This window comes from Bradyrhizobium cosmicum (genome assembly GCF_032290525.1).
GTDB lineage: Bacteria > Pseudomonadota > Alphaproteobacteria > Rhizobiales > Xanthobacteraceae > Bradyrhizobium > Bradyrhizobium cosmicum_A.
This window is the reverse complement of record NZ_JASXTA010000002.1, coordinates 153,854-174,526: the sequence shown is the minus strand read 5'-3', so window position 1 is coordinate 174,526 and position 20,673 is coordinate 153,854. Positions and strand designations below refer to the sequence as shown.

Annotated in this window: 23 protein-coding genes; 9 read left to right on the top strand and 14 right to left on the bottom strand. The window is 64.9% G+C overall.

Going from position 1 to position 20,673, the window contains the following annotated elements:
* Positions 1–11 precede the first annotated feature (11 nt).
* The 3 genes from kdpA to QSV46_RS04600 form a co-directional block, all read right to left on the bottom strand.
* Complete coding sequence (gene kdpA / locus QSV46_RS04610; RefSeq protein ID WP_314947072.1) at positions 12–1,715, bottom strand: potassium-transporting ATPase subunit KdpA; 1,704 nt, start codon at positions 1,713–1,715, stop codon at positions 12–14.
* Between the two features lie 112 nt (positions 1,716–1,827).
* Entirely contained in the window at positions 1,828–1,917 is a 90-nt protein-coding gene (locus QSV46_RS04605; protein ID WP_035698142.1) for a K(+)-transporting ATPase subunit F, read from the bottom strand.
* A gap of 11 nt (positions 1,918–1,928) precedes the next feature.
* Complete coding sequence (locus QSV46_RS04600; RefSeq protein WP_314947048.1) at positions 1,929–2,084, bottom strand: hypothetical protein; 156 nt, start codon at positions 2,082–2,084, stop codon at positions 1,929–1,931.
* Positions 2,085–2,557: 473 nt separating this feature from the next.
* On the opposite strand from QSV46_RS04600, the gene QSV46_RS04595 reads away from it, so the two are divergent.
* From QSV46_RS04595 to QSV46_RS04580, 4 genes are all read left to right on the top strand, one after another.
* A complete protein-coding gene (locus QSV46_RS04595; RefSeq protein ID WP_314947047.1) occupies positions 2,558–3,025 on the top strand; it encodes a hypothetical protein in 468 nt (155 codons plus the stop codon).
* Between the two features lie 126 nt (positions 3,026–3,151).
* Positions 3,152–3,343 carry a hypothetical protein gene (locus QSV46_RS04590; protein WP_314947044.1) on the top strand — a complete coding sequence of 64 codons (192 nt, stop codon included), beginning with the start codon at positions 3,152–3,154 and terminating at the stop codon, positions 3,341–3,343.
* Positions 3,344–3,636: 293 nt separating this feature from the next.
* Positions 3,637–4,272, top strand: coding sequence for a uracil phosphoribosyltransferase (gene upp, locus QSV46_RS04585; protein ID WP_314947041.1), 636 nt, complete (start codon positions 3,637–3,639; stop codon positions 4,270–4,272).
* 33 nt (positions 4,273–4,305) lie between these two features.
* Positions 4,306–5,883, top strand: coding sequence for an AMP-binding protein (locus QSV46_RS04580; protein ID WP_314947038.1), 1,578 nt, complete (start codon positions 4,306–4,308; stop codon positions 5,881–5,883).
* Positions 5,884–5,942: 59 nt separating this feature from the next.
* On the opposite strand, the gene QSV46_RS04575 is transcribed toward QSV46_RS04580, so the two are convergent.
* The gene (locus tag QSV46_RS04575) at positions 5,943–7,109 is read right to left on the bottom strand and encodes an acyl-CoA dehydrogenase family protein (protein WP_314947035.1); all 1,167 of its coding nucleotides are present in this window, start codon (positions 7,107–7,109) and stop codon (positions 5,943–5,945) included.
* Between the two features lie 170 nt (positions 7,110–7,279).
* Here QSV46_RS04575 and QSV46_RS04570 point away from each other — a divergent pair, with 170 nt between their 5' ends.
* Entirely contained in the window at positions 7,280–7,792 is a 513-nt protein-coding gene (locus QSV46_RS04570; protein ID WP_409997142.1) for a MaoC family dehydratase, read from the top strand.
* Entirely contained in the window at positions 7,792–8,643 is an 852-nt protein-coding gene (locus QSV46_RS04565) for a CoA ester lyase (RefSeq protein WP_314947032.1), read from the top strand. The genes QSV46_RS04570 and QSV46_RS04565 overlap by 1 nt, the downstream gene beginning before the upstream one ends.
* Positions 8,644–8,935: 292 nt before the next feature.
* On the opposite strand, the gene QSV46_RS04560 is transcribed toward QSV46_RS04565, so the two are convergent.
* Positions 8,936–9,733, bottom strand: a complete 798-nt coding sequence (locus QSV46_RS04560) for a fumarylacetoacetate hydrolase family protein (RefSeq protein ID WP_314947030.1) — start codon at positions 9,731–9,733, stop codon at positions 8,936–8,938.
* A 145-nt stretch (positions 9,734–9,878) separates the two neighbouring features.
* On the opposite strand from QSV46_RS04560, the gene QSV46_RS04555 reads away from it, so the two are divergent.
* The 3 genes from QSV46_RS04555 to QSV46_RS04545 all read left to right on the top strand — a co-directional run bounded on the left by QSV46_RS04555 (position 9,879) and on the right by QSV46_RS04545 (position 11,310).
* Entirely contained in the window at positions 9,879–10,778 is a 900-nt protein-coding gene (locus tag QSV46_RS04555) for a LysR substrate-binding domain-containing protein (protein ID WP_314947027.1), read from the top strand.
* Between the two features lie 143 nt (positions 10,779–10,921).
* Positions 10,922–11,137, top strand: a complete 216-nt coding sequence (locus QSV46_RS04550) for a hypothetical protein (protein WP_314947025.1) — start codon at positions 10,922–10,924, stop codon at positions 11,135–11,137.
* Positions 11,134–11,310 carry a hypothetical protein gene (locus tag QSV46_RS04545; RefSeq protein WP_314947022.1) on the top strand — a complete coding sequence of 59 codons (177 nt, stop codon included), beginning with the start codon at positions 11,134–11,136 and terminating at the stop codon, positions 11,308–11,310. The genes QSV46_RS04550 and QSV46_RS04545 overlap by 4 nt, the downstream gene beginning before the upstream one ends.
* Positions 11,311–11,389: 79 nt before the next feature.
* On the opposite strand, the gene QSV46_RS04540 is transcribed toward QSV46_RS04545, so the two are convergent.
* The 9 genes from QSV46_RS04540 to QSV46_RS04500 form a co-directional block, all read right to left on the bottom strand.
* Positions 11,390–12,496, bottom strand: a complete 1,107-nt coding sequence (locus tag QSV46_RS04540; RefSeq protein WP_314947020.1) for a trypsin-like peptidase domain-containing protein — start codon at positions 12,494–12,496, stop codon at positions 11,390–11,392.
* A gap of 153 nt (positions 12,497–12,649) precedes the next feature.
* A complete protein-coding gene (locus QSV46_RS04535) occupies positions 12,650–12,985 on the bottom strand; it encodes a hypothetical protein (protein WP_314947017.1) in 336 nt (111 codons plus the stop codon).
* An 85-nt stretch (positions 12,986–13,070) separates the two neighbouring features.
* A complete protein-coding gene (locus QSV46_RS04530; protein WP_314947016.1) occupies positions 13,071–13,562 on the bottom strand; it encodes an Hsp20/alpha crystallin family protein in 492 nt (163 codons plus the stop codon).
* A gap of 76 nt (positions 13,563–13,638) precedes the next feature.
* Positions 13,639–14,100 carry an Hsp20 family protein gene (locus tag QSV46_RS04525; RefSeq protein ID WP_314947014.1) on the bottom strand — a complete coding sequence of 154 codons (462 nt, stop codon included), beginning with the start codon at positions 14,098–14,100 and terminating at the stop codon, positions 13,639–13,641.
* A 241-nt stretch (positions 14,101–14,341) separates the two neighbouring features.
* Entirely contained in the window at positions 14,342–15,832 is a 1,491-nt protein-coding gene (locus QSV46_RS04520; protein ID WP_314947011.1) for an amidase, read from the bottom strand.
* A gap of 16 nt (positions 15,833–15,848) precedes the next feature.
* On the bottom strand, positions 15,849–16,646 hold the full coding sequence (locus QSV46_RS04515) for a xanthine dehydrogenase family protein subunit M (RefSeq protein WP_314947008.1): 798 nt from the start codon (positions 16,644–16,646) through the stop codon (positions 15,849–15,851).
* Between the two features lie 11 nt (positions 16,647–16,657).
* On the bottom strand, positions 16,658–19,045 hold the full coding sequence (locus tag QSV46_RS04510) for a xanthine dehydrogenase family protein molybdopterin-binding subunit (RefSeq protein WP_314947005.1): 2,388 nt from the start codon (positions 19,043–19,045) through the stop codon (positions 16,658–16,660).
* Between the two features lie 2 nt (positions 19,046–19,047).
* Positions 19,048–19,533: a (2Fe-2S)-binding protein gene (locus QSV46_RS04505; RefSeq protein ID WP_314947002.1), complete on the bottom strand. Its 486-nt coding sequence runs from the start codon at positions 19,531–19,533 to the stop codon at positions 19,048–19,050.
* A 27-nt stretch (positions 19,534–19,560) separates the two neighbouring features.
* Complete coding sequence (locus QSV46_RS04500; protein ID WP_314947000.1) at positions 19,561–20,667, bottom strand: ABC transporter ATP-binding protein; 1,107 nt, start codon at positions 20,665–20,667, stop codon at positions 19,561–19,563.
* Positions 20,668–20,673: the final 6 nt, after the last annotated feature.

The window sequence follows — 20,673 nt, the reverse complement described above, 5'->3', positions numbered from 1 at the left end:
AAGACTTGCGATCAGAACACTTGACCCGCGTTTATCGCGAGATGCTCGACGATCGGGCCGAGGGCAAGCGCCGGAAAGAAGGTGAGGCCGCCGATGATCAGGATCACGCCGACGACGAGACCGACGAACAGCCCGCCGGTGGTCGGGAACGTGCCCGCGGAGGGCGGGATCGATTTCTTGGCGGCAAGCGAGCCCGCAATCGCCATCGCCGGGATGATCATGAAGAAGCGGCCGACGAACATCGCGCTGGCGAGCGTGAGATTGTAGAAAAGGGTATTGCCGGTGAGGCCCGCGAAGGCCGAGCCGTTGTTGCCGGTCGCCGAGGTGAAGGCGTAGAGCACTTCGGTGAAGCCGTGCGGTCCGGCGTTCGCCATGGAGGCGGCCGCCGCCGGATAGACCACGCCCACCGCGGTCCAGCCGAGATACATCAGCGGCAGCACCAGGATCGCGAGCATCGCCATCTTCACTTCGCGCGCCTCGATCTTCTTGCCGACATATTCCGGCGTGCGGCCGACCATCAGGCCGGCCACGAAGATCGCGAGCACGACGAACAGCAGGATGCCGTAGAGGCCGGCGCCGACGCCGCCAACGATGATCTCGCCAAGCTGCATGTTGATCAGCGGGATCATGCCGCCGAGCGCGGTGAAGCTGTCATGCATCGCGTTGACCGCGCCGCAGGAGGCGGCCGTCGTGATCACGGCGAACAGCGAGGACGCTACGATGCCGAAGCGGACTTCCTTGCCTTCCATGTTGCCGCCGGTGAGGCCGAGTGCGTGCATCGTCGCGGTGCCATTGGCTTCCGCCCAATAGGTGACGGCGACGCCCGCGATGAACAGCACGCCCATCACGGACAGGATCGCCCAGCCCTGGCGCTGGTTGCCGACCATCCGGCCGAACACGTTGGTGAGCGCGGCGCCGAGCGCGAAGATCGACAGCATCTGCACGAAATTCGACAGCGCGGTCGGATTCTCGAACGGGTGCGCGGCATTGGCGTTGAAGAAGCCGCCGCCATTGGTGCCCAGCATCTTGATGGCGACCTGCGAGGCAACCGGGCCAACCGCGATGGTCTGCTTGGCGCCCTCCAACGTGGTCGATTCGACGTACTCGCCCAATGTCTGCGGAATGCCCTGCCAGACCAGGAACAGCGTGTAGACAACGCAGATCGGCAACAGCACGTAGAGCGTAGTGCGCGTGACATCGACCCAGAAATTGCCGACCGTGCGCATTGATGCGCGCGAGAAGCCGCGGATCAGGGCGACCGCGAGTGCGATGCCGGTGGCCGCCGACAGGAAATTCTGGTGGGTGAGACCGACCATCTGCACGAGATATGAGACCGTGCTTTCGCCGCCGTAGTTCTGCCAATTGGTGTTGGTGATGAAGGAGATCGCGGTATTGAAGGAGAGATCCGGGGCGACTGCGCCCTGCCCCGCCGGATTGAAGGGCAGCACGGCCTGCAATCGCATCACGCCGTAGATGATAAGGAAGCCGCCGACATGGAACAGCAGCATGGCGATCGTATAGGTCAGCCAATGCTGCTCGCGCTTCTCGTCGACGCCGGAGAACCAGTAGATGCCGGTCTCGATCGGCCGCAGCACCGGCGACAGCAATGTCCGCTCGCCGTTGAACACGCGCGTCATGTACCAGCCGAGCGGTTTTGTGATCGCGACGATGATCGCGCAATAGAGAATGATCTGGAGCCAACCAATCGCAGTCATGGATTCAACCCTTCGGAACTTGTGCCCTGCGCAGAAGCGGCAGGAGCAGCGCGAGGAGGGCGGCGACGAGCGCAGCGTCCGCCAGCAGCAATTCGAGAAGCAGCCGCACGGGTCAGAACCGCTCGGGCCGCAGCAGCGCGTAGGTGAGGTAGATCAGGAGGCCGAACGAGACCGCGCCGGCGAGCGCATAATCGAAGATCATGGTGTGCTCCCTCATAGCCGTTCGCAGGCGTAGGTGTAGCCGATCGCGAGCGCGAAGAAGGCAAAGCTCAGCGCCAGCATCAGAATGTCCATCATGGATGGTCTCCTCGTTGCGCGACGATATCCGGCATAACTGCCCCTGGATGCCGGCCAATCGCTGCGCGCCAATGCAATGCATGTCTCCGGCATCGACCGGAACTTTCACCGCTTTGAGGTGCCATCACGCGCATAGGTTTTCGAGATGAGCCCTATGGCGACTTTATAGGAATCCCATAAAGACCGGCCCGTGGTTGTGGATGGCCGAGTGGCGCCGGCAAGGCACTCCAGATGTTGGTCCGAGAGATGTTGGTCCGATACCGGCAGCTCAGCGATGCTGATCCGGCATCACCTTCATGTGCGATTGCTACGGCGGACCGTCGCCACTGTCTTCCAAGAACGCCCTGCTTCCAATGGCTGCCGCCTATTCGCAAAAAAACTGCGGGCGAACATGGGTGCTACCCTCGCGCCGTATCCGGCAGCGTCCGTGCCTTTATGAAATCCCTATATTTCTCGCCCCTTCCTGATCTCGCTTTCAAATGCCGTTCCAGCCACCTTGGAGAGAGGCCGGCCGACTGACCGACGCCAATTCCAGGAGGCCCGACATGACCGTCGCTCTTCGTCACGACGATCCGACATCGCTTAGCATGCGCCTCCGTCACGCGCAGACAATGACGCGACCGCTGATGCTCGACATCATGCGTACGTGTCGGCGCTTCCCGTCGCTCGGCCAGAGCGAGCACACGGCGCGCGTCGAGCGCCTGATCGATGCGCAGGCCTGGACCGATGCCGCATTGGCGCTGATGGAGTTCGAACTGCCGCTGTGGCAAGTCCGCCGCATCGCCTATGACGAGGGCGAGTGGCATTGCGCGCTCTCGCACGAGCGTGAGCTGCCGGACTGGCTGGACGCCGCGGTCGAAGCGCACCATGCCGATCTCGCGCTCGCCTTGCTGACGGCCTTCGTCGAGGTCCGGGCACTCGCTGCGGAAGCGGCGCTGCCGAGCGTTCCGTCCTTTCGTCAGACACTGGATCCATTTTACGAGCCGGCGGCCTGCGAGAATTTCGGCCGGTAGGCCGAGGCGCCGATGGCGTCCCTATATCGCCGCACCGCCGCTCGTCTCGAATTCCTATGCCGCGATGCCCATCATGCGAGACAGATTGCGCGGCGGCTGCCGCCGCGCCGATGAAGGACCCCCGAGATGTCGATTCTGACCCATGGCTTTGACCGGCCCTTTGATGGGACCAACCGCCTCTCGCGAATCTCGGCGGCACGCAGGACCCAGCTCAAGCGCCTCGCGCTGAGCGCGCTGGCCCTGCTCTCGATGGGCAGCGTGCTCACGGCGCTGATCGCGCTGCGGACTACGTTCTATGCCTGGCGCCTTCTTCCCTGACCCGCATGGGAGGCCATCATGATTTTGCAGATGAGTGAAGAGCACGCGGCCTCGGCGTCTAGCTCCCTCTCCGCTTCCGCCTCGATCAGCCGCGCCGGTCCGGTCGCCTGATCTCGATCGGCCGGCCATGGACGCCATGCGCTCAGGGATCGAGCGGGAGTTGACCATGGCTGCCTATGAGGCGAGCAAGAGGGCACGCAAGGACATCGCGATGCCCGCCTGAAGCCGGGTATCCCCGCGGAAAAGGCCCAGCCGATCTGGCGCAATTTCACGGAACCGTGTAGAGCGGTTTCATGAGCACAAGCAACGTCAACGTCGTCGCCCACCCTCTGATCCAGCACAAGCTCTCGCTGATGCGCGAGAAGGACCGCTCGACCAAGAGCTTTCGCGAAATCCTGAACGAGATCGGGATGCTGCTCGGCTACGAGGTGACGCGCGACCTGCCGCTGGAGCTGGTCGAGATCGAGACGCCGATCGCATCGATGCAGGCACCGAAGATCGCCGGCAAGAAGCTCACGCTGGCGCCGATCCTGCGCGCCGGCGTCGGCTTCCTCGACGGCATGCTGGCGCTGATGCCCTCGGCGCGCATCGCCCATATCGGGCTCTATCGCGATCCCGATACATTGCAGGCCGTGGAATATTACTTCAAGGCGCCGCAGGACCTGTCCGACCGCACCGTGATCCTGATGGACCCGATGCTGGCGACCGGCAATTCGGCCTGCGCGGGCGCGTCCCTGCTCAAGGCACGCGGCGCCCGCGATATCCGCTTCGTCTGCCTGCTGGCCGCACCTGAAGGCATCGCGCAATTCCAGAGCGAGCATCCCGACGTGCCGGTCTGGACCGCCGCGATCGACGAGCGGCTCAATGACCACGGCTACATCGTGCCGGGCCTGGGCGATGCCGGCGACCGGATGTTCGGCACCAAGTAGACAGGTTTGCGCGATCGGGTTACTCCGGTCGCCATGAGCGCCAAGCTGCAATCGCTGATCCAAGCCGGGGCCGCCGTCGATCCTGCCTTCGTGTTCGACGGCACGACGGTCTCGCGCGCGGAACTCTCGGAAAAGATTGAGCGGACTGCCACCTGGCTTGCCGCGCAAGGCATCGGCAAGGGCGACGTTGTCGCGGTCTGGCTGGTCAACCGGATCGAATGGATCGCGCTGCTGTTCGCCGCCGCCCGGCTTGGCGCGGTCGTCGTCGCCGTCAACACGCGCTACCGCAGCGCGGAAGTCGCGCATCTCCTCAAGGTGTCCGGCGCGAAGCTGATGGTGGTCGAGGCCGCGTTCCGCTCGATCGACTTTGCCGCCATCCTCGCCGAGGTCGTCAGGAGCGAGGTGCCTGCGCTGCAAAAGCTCGCGGTGGTCGGTGCTGATGCGATCCCGGCGCATTGGCCCTGCGTGCGGTTCGATGCCTTCGACAAGCCCTGTCCGCCGGCACCGACGGCGCAGGAGGATGTCGACCTGCCGGTCCTGCTCTATACGACCTCAGGCACGACCAAAGGACCGAAGCTCGTCGCGCATTCGCAGCGGACCCTGGCCACGCACGCCGCCTCCGTCGCCAGGGCGCTAAAACTCTCGCCGCACCGTCACTCGCTGCTGGCCATGCTTCCGTTCTGCGGCACCTTCGGCATGACCAGCCTGCTCGGCTTCATCGCAGCGGGCGCGACCATCCATGTCCTCGACGCCTTCGAAGCCGCACCGGCACTGAAGATCCTCGAAGAGCACAAGATCACCCACTCCTTCGGCTCGGACGAGATGTTCCGCCGCATCCTCGCGCTTACCGATGCACCGCGGCCGTTCCCGCAACTCGAGACCTGCGGCTTCGCCGCGTTCCAGCCCGGTTGGCGCGAGCTTGCCGCGGAGGCCGAGGCGCGCGGCCTTCCGCTGTTCGGCCTTTACGGATCGAGCGAGGTGCAGGCCCTGTTCTCGATCGCCCGCGCCAGCGACGCCTTCCCAGACCGGATAGAGGGCGGCGGCTGGCCGATGTCAGCCGACGCGACGGTGCGCGTGCGCGACACAGAGACCGGCGAGCTTGCCGCGCAAGGCGTGTCCGGCGAGATCGAGATCAGCGCGCCGTCGCGCTTCCTCGGCTACTTCAACAACCCGGAGGCGACGCGCGAAGCGATTACCGCGGACGGTTTCTTCCGCACCGGCGACATCGGCCGTCTGCGCGGCGACGGTTCGTTCGTCTACGAGACCCGCGCTGGCGACGCGATGCGGCTCGGCGGGTTTCTCGTCGCGCCCGGCGAGATCGAGGACGAGCTTAAATCCTGCGATGGCGTTGCAGACGCCCAGGTGGTTGCCGTCGATCTGAAGGGCCAGGCGCGCTGCGTCGCCTTCGTGATCCCGGCCCAGGAACCACGGCAAGAGCCGCCGCAGCAGGAGGCGCTTGTCGCGCGTCTGCGCGAGCGGCTCGCCGGCTACAAGGTGCCGGCGCGGATCTATGTCGTCGAGGCCTTTCCAGTCACCGACAGCGCCAATGGCGTGAAGATCCAGCGCGCCAGGCTCCGCGCCATGGCGATGGAGCAGATCGCAGCCGAATGAGCACGGCCACTGGGATAGCGCGCGCGAAATTCGTCGTCGGTCAAATGGTCGCGCATTAACTAGTACGACTTGGCCAGCCCGAGCACCTTTTCCGCGATGAAGCTGAGCGCGAGCTGCGGGCTCACCGGCGCGATGCGCGGGATCAGGACTTCGCGCAAATAGCGCTCGACGTGGAACTCCTTGGCGTAGCCGAAGCCGCCATGGGTCATGACGGCCTGCTCGCAGGCATGATATCCGGCCTCTCCCGCCAGATATTTCGCGGCGTTCGCGCCGGCGCCGCAGGGCAAGCCCTTGTCGTATTGCCAGGCCGCCTGCATCACCATCAGCCAGGCCGCCTCGAGCTCGACCCAGTTTACCGCGAGCGGATGCTGGATGCCCTGGTTCTTGCCGATCGGGCGATTGAACACGATACGCGTCTTGGCATATTCGGTCGCGCGCGACAGCGCGAGCTTGCCGAGGCCGACAGCTTCCGCCGCGATCAGGATGCGTTCGGGGTTCATGCCTTCGAGGATGTACTGAAAACCTTTGCCCTCTTCGCCGATGCGGTCCTCCATCGGGATCTCGAAATCCTCGAAGAACAGCTCGTTGGAATCGACGACCTTGCGGCCCATCTTTTCGATTTCGTGGACCTTGATCTTGTTGCGATCGAAATCGGTGTAGAACAGGCTCAGCCCATGCGTCGGCGAGCGCACCTCCTCCAGCGGCGTGGTGCGCGCCAGCAGCAGGATCTTGTGCGCGACCTGCGCGGTCGAGATCCACACCTTCTGGCCGTTGACGATGTAGCGGTCGTTCTTGGCGACCGCGCGGGTCTTGAGCTGCGTGGTGTTGAGGCCGGTGTTGGGCTCTGTGACGGCAAAACACGCTTTCTCGCGGCCCTCCACCATCGGCGGCAGCATGCGCCTGCGCTGCTCCTCCGTGCCGAACACGACGACGGGATTGAGCCCGAACACGTTGATGTGCACCGCGGAAGCGCCGGACATGCCGGCACCGGATTCGGCGATCGTGCGCATCATGATCGCGGCTTCGGTGATGCCGAGGCCGGAGCCGCCATATTCCTCCGGCACGCAGATACCGAGCCAGCCAGCATCGGCCATTGCCTTGTGAAAGTCGTGCGGAAAGCCGCCGTCATGGTCCTTCTTCAGCCAGTAGGCGTCGGGAAAGTCTTCGCAAACCTTTGCGACGGCATCGCGAATGGCTTCCTGCTGATCGGTGAGCGCGAAATCCATGTTCTTGATCTCCTGTTGGGAGAAGCGACCGCGCAATCTCCCCCTCGTCGCGTTCCCACTCCAAGTGCCGTGGCGGATTGGTGCGCCCGAACGTGCCTTCGCTTGCGTTCTTTAACTTGAAAAACAGGGTACAGATACGTGAATTTCCCCATCAACTGTGTGTACCATGCATAGGGTCATGCGGCGCAACTGTAGGAGGCGCGCCGTTATTTCGCAGGGAGGAAACCGCGATGGCCGGACTTTATTTCGAAGACTTTTCCGTTGGCCAGGAGTTCAGGCATCCGCTGACCCGGACCGTCACCGAGATGGACAACACCATGTTCAGCCTGCTGACGCTCAACCCGCAGCCGCTGCATATCGACGCGCATTTCTCCGAAAAGACCGAGTTCGGCCAGCGCATTTTCAACAGCCTTTACACCCTCGGCATCATGATCGGCATGACGGTCTATGATACCACCATGGGCACAACCGTCGCCAATCTCGGCATGACCGACGTCACCTTTCCGAAACCGGTCTTCCATGGCGACACCTTGCGGGCGACGACGAAGGTGCTTTCGATGAGGGAATCCAAATCGCGCCCGAAGGCGGGCATCGTCGAGTTCGAGCATCACGCTCTTAACCAGAACGACGAGATCGTCGGCAAATGCCGCCGCATGGCGATGATGCACAAGAGGCCGGTCTGATGCGTTCGATGCTGTTCGTGCCGGGGGATTCCCCGCGCAAATTCGAGAAGGCGAGCGAAGGCAAGGCCGACGCGCTGATCATCGATCTGGAGGATTCCGTCATCACCGAGAAGAAGCCGGAGGCGCGAGAGCTGACGCTCGCAATGCTGAAGGGCTCTCGCGGACCCCATCAGCACTATGTCCGCGTCAACGCGCTCGACACCGGCATGACGCTGGCCGATCTCGCCGTGGTGATGCCGGGCAAGCCCGACGGCATCGTGCTGCCGAAATCGCAAGGCGGCGACGACGTGCGGCAGGTCGCGACCTGGCTCGAAGCCTTGGAAGCGGCGGCCGGCATCACGATCGGCGCGACCCGGATCGTCTGCGTCGCGACGGAGACCGCCAGCTCGATCTTCGGTCTCGGCAGCTACAGGAACTGCTCCCCTCGCCTCGCCGGCCTGATGTGGGGCGCGGAAGATCTCTCGGCTTCGCTCGGTGCCACCGAGAAGGCTGCGGGCGGCGTGTTCCACAGCCCGTATCGCCTCGCGCGCGATCTGTGCCTGATGGCCGCGGCCGCCGCCGAGGTCGCCCCGATCGACACCGTCTATACCGACATCGACAACCTCGCTGGCCTCGGGCAGGAAACGCGCGCGGCGCGGCGCGACGGCTTTTCGGCCAAGGCGCTGATCCACCCCAAGCACGTCGACATCGTCAACGCGGCATTCGAGCCGACAGACGCCGAGCGCGCGTGGGCGGAGAAGGTGATCGACGCATTCGCGAGCAATCCCAACTCGGGCACGCTGCGCCTCGACGGCCAGATGATCGACAAGCCGCATCTTCGTGCCGCGAAGAAGATCCTCGGTCGGACCTAGATCAGGACACCGCGCCGCGACAGACGGGATCGAAGCGTGATCGTTCGCCAGGCCGCAAACGCATGGGCCTACGCGAACGCGCCGACGGTTGACCGGCTGCGGCTGAAGAAGACGGCCTAGGCTGCGGCCCCTGCACTCTCAGCGTCGTCGTGGCCGGGCTTGTCCCGGCCATCCACGGACTTCCACGCAATCGGCGCCCAAGAACGTGGATGCCCGGGACAAGCCCGGGCATGACGAAGAGAAAACGTCCGGTCCCTCACTTGATGCAGGCGGGGAGAGGCGAAGGCCCCAGCTACACGATCTTGATCGACATGTCAGGCAGGCCATCGAGCTTGCACACGAGCACGTCGCCTTTCACGACCGGGCCGACATTCTCCGGCGGGCCGGAATAGATGATGTCGCCGGCCTTGAGCTCGAATGCTTCGGACAGCTTTGCGATCTGCTCAGCGACGCTCCAGATCATCTTGCTGAGATCGGAGTTCTGCCGCACCGTGCCGTTCACTGCCAGCGAGATCGCCCCCTTCTCGAAATGGCCGGTCTTGCTGGCCGGATGAATCGGACCGAGCACGGCAGCATGATCAAAACTCTTGCCGATCTCCCAGGGCTTCTTCTCCGCCGCCATGCCGTTCTGGAGATCGCGCCGGGTCATGTCGAGACCGAGCGCGTAGCCATAGACGTGGTCGAGTGCCTTCTCGGCCGGGATGTTGGTGCCGCCGGACTTCAGGGCGGCGACCAGCTCGACCTCGTGATGATAGTTCTTGGTCAGCGACGGATAGGGATGATCCGCGATCTCGCCGACCGCAACGTTCTGAATCGCGTCAGTCGGCTTCTGGAAGAAGAACGGCGGCTCGCGGTTAGGATCCGAGCCACGCTCGATCGCGTGCGCGGCGTAGTTTCGGCCGATGCAGTAGATGCGGCGAACCTGGAACACTTGTATCTCGCCGACGATCGGGATCGTGACCATCGGTACCGGGAAGATCGGCTTGGGTGCGGCCTGCGCCGCCGCCGGCGCAACGTCCGCGATCGAAGCTGCGCTTGCTGCCGCAGCAATTGCGAGCAGCTCGCGGCGCGTTGGCGAGATCTCTTTCATGTTTTGTCCTCCCTTTGTCTGTGTCCTTGGGCCTTATGCGGCCGGTTCGGCTGATAATCGATATTCCAAATGCCGGCAACGCTGGAGCCGTGCCTGCTGCTCCTAGCATGGAACTTGCATAAATTCCGGGCGACATGGGCGCCGCATGAACCTCATCAGCCTCGATATCCGCATGCTCCGGTCGCTGATCTCGGTGGTCGAGACCGGCAGCATCACCGAGACCGCGCGACGACTCGGCCGCACCCAGCCGGCGATCACCTTGCAATTGCAGCGGCTGGAGGAGCTCACCGGCAAGCAATTGTTCGAGCATGCCGGCCGCCGGCTGACGCTGACCGACGACGGCACCATGGTTCTCACCTACGCCAAGTCCATCCTGAGGTTGCATGACGAGCTGATTTCGCAGCTGGCGTCGCAGGAGATCGAGGGTCAGGTGGTGCTCGGCACGCCCGACCTCTATGCGGCCTTCATGCTGCCGCAGATCCTGAGCGTATTCCGAAAATCCTTTCCGCGCGTGCAGGTCGAACTCAATTGCGCGCTGTCGACGCCGCTCGTCGGCCTCGTCAAGCGCGGCGATGTCGACATCGCGCTCGTCACCCGCATGAACGATTTCACCGGTGGCCAGGTGGTAAGGCGTGAGCAACTGGTCTGGATGACCGGCGAGCAATCCGCCGCGCACCAGGAGCGTCCGATCCCGCTCGCGCTCTTGCCGCCCGGCAACATCTATCGCGACTACGCGATCGACACGCTGGAGCGCGCAAACCTGCGCTGGCGCATCGCCTGCGTCAGCGAGAGTGTCGGCGGCCTGCAGGCCGCGGCTTTTGCCGGCATGGCTGTCACCGTGCTCGGCCGCAGCGCGCTGGTGCCGGCTATGCGCGAGATCGGCCCCAACGAGGGCCTGCCGCCGCTGCCGAAGATCGAGCTGCTGCTCTACAAGTCGAGCGGGGCGACCTCGAAGGCCGCCACCGCGCTGCACGACTATCTCGCGCACTATCTGCGCCTCGACGAAGAACTCAGCGGCCGCGGCCTGCCGATCGATCTGTCGTAAGGCTGCAACATCGGCTTGATGTTCGCAGGCGCGTCGCAAACCTCTTGACACGGAATTCCGGCTGCATATTTTTTGCGCCGAGAACCTTGCTTCTCATCCTCGAAAAATCAAAGGACCCAACGCGACCGTCTGGAGAGACGACGATGCTCGACGAGACTCTGGCCCGCATCCGCGCGCACCGCAACAATATCCATCGCTATCGACGGCTGCTGAAGACCAGACTGTCGGAGCTGGAGCGCCACTTTATCGAGAGACGCCTCGCAGAAGAAAAATCGGCCCTCGACAGCCTGACTGCGGCGACATTCCCGCTTTCCTTTACCTCCAAGCCGCCCATCGATGCGGCGGGGGCGGTGCGATGACCGGCTACCGAGAGTTGCTCATTCGGGGCAGCGAGAAGGTGATCGGCCATTACGAACTCCTTCTTGCGAACGCGAAGACCGAGCACGAGCGCGCGCTCTATCGGCAGCGCATCGAACGCGAGTGGCGGCTGATCAGGGATCTCCAGGGCGAGCCGGATCACCGCGCAGCTTGAAGCTCCCCGGCATTTGCCGGAGCGCGATCGCAGGGACCAAGACCGCCGGCCGCGGTCAGGTCTCCTGCGCGCGACCGAGTTAGCGGACGAGGCGACCGCGCCCGGAGACCGCGTTGCTCGATTCAAGCGCCGGCGCGACCCTCACGACGGCCGTGATGGGCGCGCCATTGCGCAGCAGGGCGAGCTTCACTTCCTCGCCGACGCGAGCAAGGCCGATCATGTTGCGGAGCTGGGCGGCGCTGCGGATCGAGCGGCCGTCCACCGCGGTCACGATGTCGCCCTTGCGCAGGCCTGCCCTTTCCGCGGGCGAATCCGCGGCAATTTCCGCGATCGCAGCACCTTCATTGCGTCCGTTGCTGACGGACGGATGGAGGTCCTTCAGCGACACGCCGATGCGGCCGCGCTCGACCCGGCCGGTCGCGATGATCTGCTCCATGACCTTGCGCGCCATGTTGACCGGGATGGCAAATCCGATGCCGACATTGCCGCCGGCGGGCGAGATGATGGCCGAATTGATGCCGACCAGTTCGCCATGGAGGCTGACCAGCGCGCCACCGGAATTGCCGGGATTGATCGCGGCGTCGGTCTGGATGAAATCTTCATAGCCCTGCTTGCCGAGGCCGGTCCGGCCAAGGGCGCTGACGAGGCCCGACGTCACGGTCTGGCCGAGGCCGAAGGGATTGCCGATCGCGAGCACGAAGTCGCCGACTTCGAGCGCGTCGCTGTCGCCGAGGGGAAGCGCCTTGAGCCCGGCCGGGTTCTGGATCTGGAGCACTGCAACGTCGGTGGGCGGATCGCGGCCGACGACCTTTGCGGAAAACTGCCGGCCGTCCCTGGTCGTGATCTGGACAGCGGAAGTGCCTTCGACCACGTGGTTGTTGGTCAGCACATAGCCGCTCCGGGCATCGACGATCACGCCGGAGCCCGTCGCGCTGACTTCCTTCTCGATCTGCCTCGGAACGTCGAAGAACTCCCGGAACAGCGGGTCACGATAGAGCGGATTGTCCTCGCGGACGCGGCCGTGCACGGAGATGTTGACCACCGCCGGCGTCACCTGGCGGACCACGGGCGCCAGGGTCGGCACCGAGCCGGCGGTCTTCAGATCGGGGATCTGGCCTGCGGCAGGATGCGACGCCAGCGTCAGCAGCAACGCCAGCGAGAGCAAGCGCACAGCATACGTCTTCATGATCTATCGCATTGCCTGAGATTGAAGTTCGGGAATAGCTTCACGCCTCATCGCGCGGCGTGTCCATCCAGCCTTGCAAGGCCAGGAACGGAACGGCCCAGGCCGCGGAGACCTGACCGAGCAGCACCAGCACCAGAACGGTCTGCGTGAACATCATGCGCCCCGCCGCTCTGCGGCGGCCCAGGGCCGCCGCAGCCGCATCGGAACGCCGCCCCCGCGCGGCGGATCGTCGTCGTCATTGTCGCCATCGAGCCGACGCAGGGCCGCCAGGATATCGGCGAGCCGGACCGTATGGCTCATGCCGGGAATTTCGCGCAAGGCAGGGCAGGATTCGACCGCGTACATGTCCGACGCCCAGGACGACAGGATGATCCGCTTCTCCGGCGTGGAGAGCTCGTTTGAATTGAGGACATCAGCGGGCGAGTCGTAATGGGCCGCCGGATGAAACAGCGGATTGAGATTGCCGGAATTGGTATTCACATTGGTCATCGGTTGCCTCCCCTCATGCTCCTTTCCAAGGGACGGTTTGTTGACGATGGGACGGCGGCGCCGACCGCCGCCGTCCCACGTTGCGCTAATGAGTGTTGATCGCGATGCGCCTGACGCCTTCGCGCGGCTTGTCGGACTTCGGCAGCGAGACGGTCAGAACGCCGTTCTTGAACGACGCCTCGGCCTTGTCCTCCTCGACACCCTCGAGTGGAATTTGCCGCTCGAAGGCGCCGTAGTAGCGCTCGGTGAAGTACCTGCCTTCGCCGTTGCGCTCGGCCTTCTTTTCGCCGCGCACGGTGAGCACGCCGTTGGCGACTTCGACCTCGACGTCCTTCTCCGTCAGCCCCGGAAGTTCGGCCGTGACGGTCAGCCTCTTGTCGGTCTCGCTGAGCTCGACCTTGGGCCAGCCGAAACGGCCTTCCATCAAGGGCGACAGGGTGCTCCCGGCGAAACCGCGAAACACGTCATCGAACAGACGGTTCATCTCGCGATGAAGCGTCAGGAACGGATCGAAGCTATCGCGCACCGGCGCAAGCTCCTGGCTCTTTGACCAGGGAATGAGATCACGAAAAGCCATGGTTCTCTCCTTCATGCATCAGGGAGCGCGGACGCGCATCTGCGCGCCGCGTTCCGCCAATCCCTCGATCGAGCGGCTAGGCCGCTTTCTTCTGCTCGATCTGAGTTGCAGGAGAGGCCGCGCCCGCGATCTGGATCCGGCGCGGCTTCATCGCCTCCGGAACCTCGCGGACGAGATCGATGATCAAGAGCCCGTCCTGGAACGACGCCTGCTTCACCTGGACATAGTCGGCGAGGTTGAACACGCGCCGGAACGGACGTGCGGCGATACCCTGGTAGAGATATTCGCCCGTCGCACTGTCGGGCTTCTTGCCCTCGATCGTGAGCGCATTCTGCTCGGCAGTCACGGTGATGTCGTTGACGCCGAAGCCCGCGACGGCGAGGCTGATCCGGTAGTGGTCTTCGCCGGAGCGTTCGATGTTGTAGGGTGGGTAGTTGTCTTCGCTCGCCTGGCGCAGCGCGCTGTCGACGAGGCCGGCCAGGTGATCGAAGCCGATGGTCGAGCGCCACAGGGGCGCGAAGTCAAGGGTGGTCCTCATAACCAAGTCCTCCAGAGAGCAAGATGGATACGAAGGAGCGCAGGACTGGGTTTTCAGACGGGGTCCGAAGACCGGCCCGGCGCCCGTGCCGGACCCGATCTGGCATCCGGCACACCGCTCTCGCGGCGAAAAATGACTTAGAAGAACGCAAGTCGGTTTCAAGAGGGCTCGGCGAATTTTTTTCGAGCGCCGAGGCGGACCGGCAGGACGGCGGCCGGCCGGTTCCAGGCCAGGGTTCGGCTCACGCCTTGGAGCGGGCACGGTCCGGTTCGCGCAACGCCAGCGGCGGCCAGAACTTCGCCCAGGGCTGGGCCGCTTCGAAGGCGGCCGCGATGCGGAAGATGGTGGGCTCGTCAAGCCAGGGCGCGACGATCTGGAGGCCGATCGGCAGTCCGTCGCGATCGAAGCCGCAGGGCAGCGTCGCGGCCGGAAGGCCGGCGAGATTGATCGGCCAGGTGAAGGGCGACCAGCCGAGATGCGGATCGACCGCGCTGCCGTCGATCTTGCCCACCCCGATCTGGCCGGCCTCGAACGCGGTTACCGCGACCGTCGGCGTCACCAGCGCATCGACGCGCTCGAACAGTTTTACGAAGGCACCGCGCGCCTGGCCACGGCGGTAACTGGCTTCGATATAGTCCGTGCCGCTGTAGTGTCGGCCGGCGCTGACCACCTCGCGATAATCTGCTTCGGAACTGGCGAGATCGGCCGTCGTCTTGGTAGCCACCGCGGCCGCCTGCTCGGTGAAGGCTATCGGCTTTAGCGTGTGTTCAAGAATAGCGGAGTCGAGGCCCGGGCCGTCCATGGTGACCTGCGCACCGCAGGAATCAAGAATCGCCAGCGCCTTGTTGAACGCCGCGCGCACATCGGAGCTGATGGCGGCGTAGCCGAGATCGACGCTGGCGCCGATGCGAAGGCCGTTCAATGGCGCGGCGTTGGTGTCGAACTGCCGCGGCGATATCGGCAGGCTGGCAGCATCGCGTAGATCGTAAGCGGCGATGATCTCCAACGTGAGCGCGGCATCCGCGACGGTGCGCGTGATCGGCCCGGTGTGCGCGAGCGAGGCCCAGGACGGCGGCGAGAAGCCGGGCGAGCGCGGCACCAGGCCGAAGGTCGGCTTGAGCCCAAATACGCCGCAGAAGGACGAAGGCACGCGGATCGAGCCGACGCCGTCGGTGCCGATCGCGATCGGGCCGCAGCCGGCGGCCACGCCCGCCGCCGCGCCGCCGCTCGATCCGCCGCTGGTGCGATCGAGCTTCCAGGGATTTCGTGTCGTGCCGGTGACGGGGCTATCGGCCGTCAGCTTGTAGCCGGACTCGCAGGTCGTGGTCTTGCAGGTGATGATCGCGCCGGCCGCCTTCAGCGCCGAGACCACAGCCGCATCGGCCTCGGGCACAAAGGTCTTGTTCATCGGCGAGCCGCCATAGGCCGGCACGCCCGCGACGAAGACGAGGTCCTTGATCGTGACGGGCACACCGGCGAGCGGTCCCCTGACTTCGCCTACGCGCATCTCTTTCGTGATACGATCAGCCTCCGCCCTCGCCTGCTCGTACATCGGCGTCACCACCGCGTTGCAGGCTCCGTTCGCCGCCTCCAGCGCGGCGATGGTGTCGTCGACGACATCGCGCGGGGTGAACGCCTTGCGCCGGTAGCCGGCCATGATCTCGGTAGCGGAAAGCGCGCCAAGGCCAGTCGGCGCCGGCGGAAAGGCCGTTCGGCCGGAACCATCAGTCATCATCAACCCTAAAGAGCTAATTGAGCGCCGCGTCGACGGCGCGCTTGGCCATCACCGTGACGAGATGCGCACGGTAGTCGGCTTCGGCGTGGATGTCGGAGGTGAGGCCGTCGGTGTCGATCTTGATCGCCGCGACTGCGGACGGATCGAAATGTTGAGACAGCGCCGCCTCCATTGGCGGCACCCGAAACACGCCCGCTCCGGCACCGGTCACGGCGACCCGGACGCCGTCGGCGAATTTCGCCACGAAGACGCCGACCAGCGCGTAGCGCGACGCAGGCGCCTTGAATTTGGCGTAGCCTCCCTTGAGCGGTACGGGAAAGCGGACCGCGGTGATGATCTCGCCCGGCTCGAGCGCGGTCTCGAACAGGCCGCGGAAGAATTTGTCCGCCGCGATCTCGCGCGTGCTGGTGACGATGGTGGCACCCAGGCCGAGGACGCCGGCTGGATAATCAGCAGCCGGGTCGTTGTTCGCGACCGAACCGCCGATGGTGCCGCGGCTCCGCACGGCGGGATCGCCGATCATGGACGCCAGGGCGGCGAGCCCGGGGATTTTCGCTTGCACGAGCTTGGAGGCAGCGACTACGGCGTGCGGCGTCATCGCGCCGACGGTGATCGTCGCGCCGTCATCAGTGATGCCTTTGAGGTTTGGCAGCCTTGAAAGATCGACCAGTGCCACGGGACTGGCCAGACGCTGCTTCAAGGTCGGAATCAACGTCATTCCGCCGGCGACGAGCTCGCTGTCCTCGATCGAGGTCAGCAGCTTGGCAGCGTCGGGAATCTGGTTTGGCTGATGATAGGCAAACGGTTTCATGGTTGTCCTCCCTATTCCGCAGCAACCGGCAGCGACGCGTTCTGCAGCAGGCGCCAGATCCGGTTCGGCGTCGCCGGCATGTCGACATGGGTGACGCCGAGATGCGAGAGCGCATCGACCACCGCGTTGATGACCGCAGCAGGCGAACCGATGGTGCCGACCTCGCCGCAGCCCTTCACGCCCATCGGCGTGTGGGTGCACAGCGTCGAGTGGGTCGCGATCTTCATCATCGGCAGATGGTCGGCGCGCGGCATGCAGTAATCCATCAGCGAGCCCGACAGCAGCTGGCCCGAGCCCTCGTCATAGACCGCATTCTCGTATAGCGCCTGGCCGACGCCCTGCACGATGCCGCCATGCAGCTGCCCCTCGACGATCATCGGGTTGATCACGGTGCCGACGTCGTCGACCGCAGTGTAATTGACCAGCGTCACCGTGCCGGTCTCCGGATCGACCTCGACCTCGGCAATGTGGCAGCCGCCGGGATAGGTGAAGTTGACGGGATCGTAATAGGCCTGCTCCTCCAGGCCCGGCTCCAGCACTTCGAGCGGATAATTGTGCGGCACGTAGGCGGCGCCCGCGATCTCCTCGAACGTCTTGGCGCGATCGGTGCCCGCGACCGAGAATTTGCCGGCCTCGAACTGGATATCCACTTCGGCGGCCTCTAGCAGATGCGCCGCGATCTTCTTGCCCTTGGCGACGACCTTGTCCGTCGCCTTCGACAGCGCCGCGCCACCGACGACCAGCGAACGCGAGCCGTAGGTACCCATGCCGAACTGCACGCGATCGGTATCCCCGAACACGATGTCGACATTCTCAAAGGACACGCCGAGCTTTTCCGAGACGATCTGCGCGAATGTCGTCTCATGGCCCTGGCCGTGATTGTGCGTGCCGATCATGACCGTCACCTGGCCGGTCGGGTGCACGCGCACCGTGGCGCTCTCGTAGAGACCACCGCGCGCGCCGAGCCGCCCTGCGAAGCGCGAGGGCGCAAGGCCGCAGGCCTCGACATAGGTCGAATAGCCGAGCCCGCGGAATTTGCCCTTGCTGGCCGACGCGGCCTTGCGGATGCCGAAGTTCTTGACGTCGGCTGCGACCAGCGCGCCGTCGAGGCAGCCCATCGGATCGCCGGAATCGTACTGCACCAGCACGGGGGTCTGGTAGGGATAGGCCTCCTTCGGAATCATGTTGCGGCGGCGGATCTCGACGCGGTCGATCCCCATCTCGCTGGCTGCGACATCGACGATGCGCTCCAGCACGAAGGTCGCCTCGGGCCGGCCTGCGCCGCGATAGGCGTCGACGGGAACGGTGTTGGTGAACACGACCTTCACGTTGCAATAGATCGCCGGCGTGGTGTAGACGCCGCCGAGCAGCGGACCGTAGAGATTGGTCGGGATGTTCGGCCCGAACGTCGAGAGATAGCCGCCCATATTGGCCAGTGTCTTGACCCGGAACGCCAGGAACTTTCCGGTCTCGTCAAGCGCAAGCTCGGCCTCGGTGACGTGATCGCGGCCGTGACGATCGGACACGTAGCCTTCCGAGCGGCTAGCAACCCATTTGATCGGCCGCATCACGCGCTTGGCAGCCCAGGTGATCACGGCCTCTTCGCCGTAATGGAACTGCTTGACGCCGAAGCCGCCGCCGACGTCGGGCGCAACCACGCGCAGCTTGTGCTGCGGAATGTTCAGCACCAGCGCGCCCATCAGGAAGCGCACCACGTGCGGGAACTGACTGGTGGTCCACAACGTGAAGCGATCGGTGCCGGGCTCGTATTCCGCGATCGCCGCGCGCGGCTCCATCGGATTGCCGATCAGGCGGTTGTTGACCAGGCTGAGCTTTGCGACATGCGCGGCTTTGCGGAACGCGGTCTCGACCGCGGCCTTGTCGCCGAGCTCCCAGTCGCAGCAGATGTTGTTCGGCACATCGTCGAACAATTGCGGCGCACCGGGCCTCACCGCCTCGAGCACGCCGACGACCGACGGCAGCACCTCGTAATCGACGGTCAGCAGCTCTGCCGCAGCATTGGCCTGCTCCGGCGTCTCGGCGATGATGAAGGCCACCATGTCGCCGACGAAGCGCACCTTGTCCTGCGCCAGCATCGGAAACGGCGGCTCCTTCATCGGCACACCCTTGGCGTCCGTGATGCCCCAGCCGCAGGGCAGTGAACCGAGCCCATCGTCGGCGACGTCGTCTCCGGTCAGGACCGCGATGACGCCCGGCGCCGCGAGCGCCGCGCTCTTGTCGATGCCGCGCAGTTTGGCGTGTCCATGCGGCGAGCGCACGAACGCGCCGGCCGCCATGTCCGGGCGCTTGATGTCGGAGACATAGTTGCCGCGGCCGGTGAGGAAGCGCTGATCCTCTTTCCGCTTCGGTGACGCGCCGATCCCGATCACATTGCCCATGGTCACTCTCCCTTGGCGGCGTTCATGGCGGCAGCGCCGGCCAGCACCGAAACGACGATGTTCTGGTAACCGGTGCAGCGGCAGATGTTGCCTTCGAGGCCGTGGCGGACGTCGGCCTCCGTCAGGTCCGGCTTCTCGCTGGCGAGCGCGATCGCTGTCATCAACATGCCGGGCGTGCAGAAGCCGCATTGCAGGCCGTGATGGTCGCGAAACGCCTCCTGCATCGGATGCAGCCGGTTCGAGCCGGGGGCGCCTTGCAGGCCCTCGATGGTGAGCAGCGTCGCGCCGTCGAGCGCGGGCGCCAGCAGCGTGCAACTCTTCACCGGCAGGCCGTCGAGATGCACCACACAGGCACCGCACTGGCTGGTATCGCAGCCGATATGGGTGCCGGTGAGGTGGAGCTGCTCGCGCAGCAGCTCGGCAACCAGCGTCGCTGGTTCGGCTTCGATGGTCGTTGGCCGTCCGTTGAGTGTGAAGGATATCTGCACGGTCGTACTCCTGTGCGCGACGGGTCTTTAGGCGAGTGGCAACGCGCTGCCGGTGGCCCATGTGGCCATGACGACATCGCCGATGGTGAAGGGATCCGCGAAGAAGGTCTTTTCCGGCACGTAGGCCACGAACGCATCGTCAGGCACGGTGTCGAGCATGACCTTGACGAAGTAACCCTGGTATTCGATCGCGAGCACCCGGCTCGGCAGCGAATTGGTACAGCCTGGCGGCAATTCCTTGCCGGGCCGGACCAGTGCGACGTCGTCACGGCGCACCGCGATATCGACCTTGTCGCCGACGCTGATCGTCGAGCGCGCCTGAAGTGGCACCTCAATGCCCGAGGGGGCGGCCTGTGCGAGGGTAAAGCTCGCGCCATTGACCTTCTCGACCCGCCCCGACAGCACGTTCTGGCCGCCCATGAACTCGGCGACGTAACGGTCGTGCGGATGGGCGTAGACGTCGCGAGCGGCGCCGGCCTGCTTGATCCTGCCCTGCTCCATCACGACGACGAGATCGGCGAGCGCGATGGCCTCAAGCTGGGTGTGGGTGACGTGGATGAAGGTGATGCCGAGCTCCTGCTGCATCCGCCTGAGCTCCTGGCGCATCTGCACGCGGAGCTGCTCGTCCAGCGCGGAGAGCGGCTCGTCGAGCAGCAGCACGCGGGGTTCGGTGATCGCCGCGCGCGCCAGCGCCACGCGCTGCTGCTGGCCGCCGGAGAGCTGCGCCGGCAGGCGGTCAGCGAATTGCGTCAGCCGGACCTTCTCGATCATGGCGTCGGCCGCGCGCAGCCGATCGGTCTTGGACATGCCGCGGACGCGCAAGGCGAACGCGATATTTTCGCGCACGGTCAGATGCGGGAACAGCGCGTAGGACTGAAACATCATCGCGGTGCGCCGCTGTACCGGCGCCAGCCCGACCACGTTCTGGCCGCCGATCACGATCTCGCCGGCGGTCGGATCCTCATGGCCGGCGATCATGCGCAGGATCGTGGTCTTGCCGCAGCCGGAGGGGCCGATGAAGCAGCAATAGGCGCCGTCGGCGATCTTGAGGTTGACGCCGTCGACCACATTGGTGACGCCGTCAAAGCTCTTGCAGACGCCCGCCAGTTCGATATCGCCGCGATCGATCTTCATTCCCGC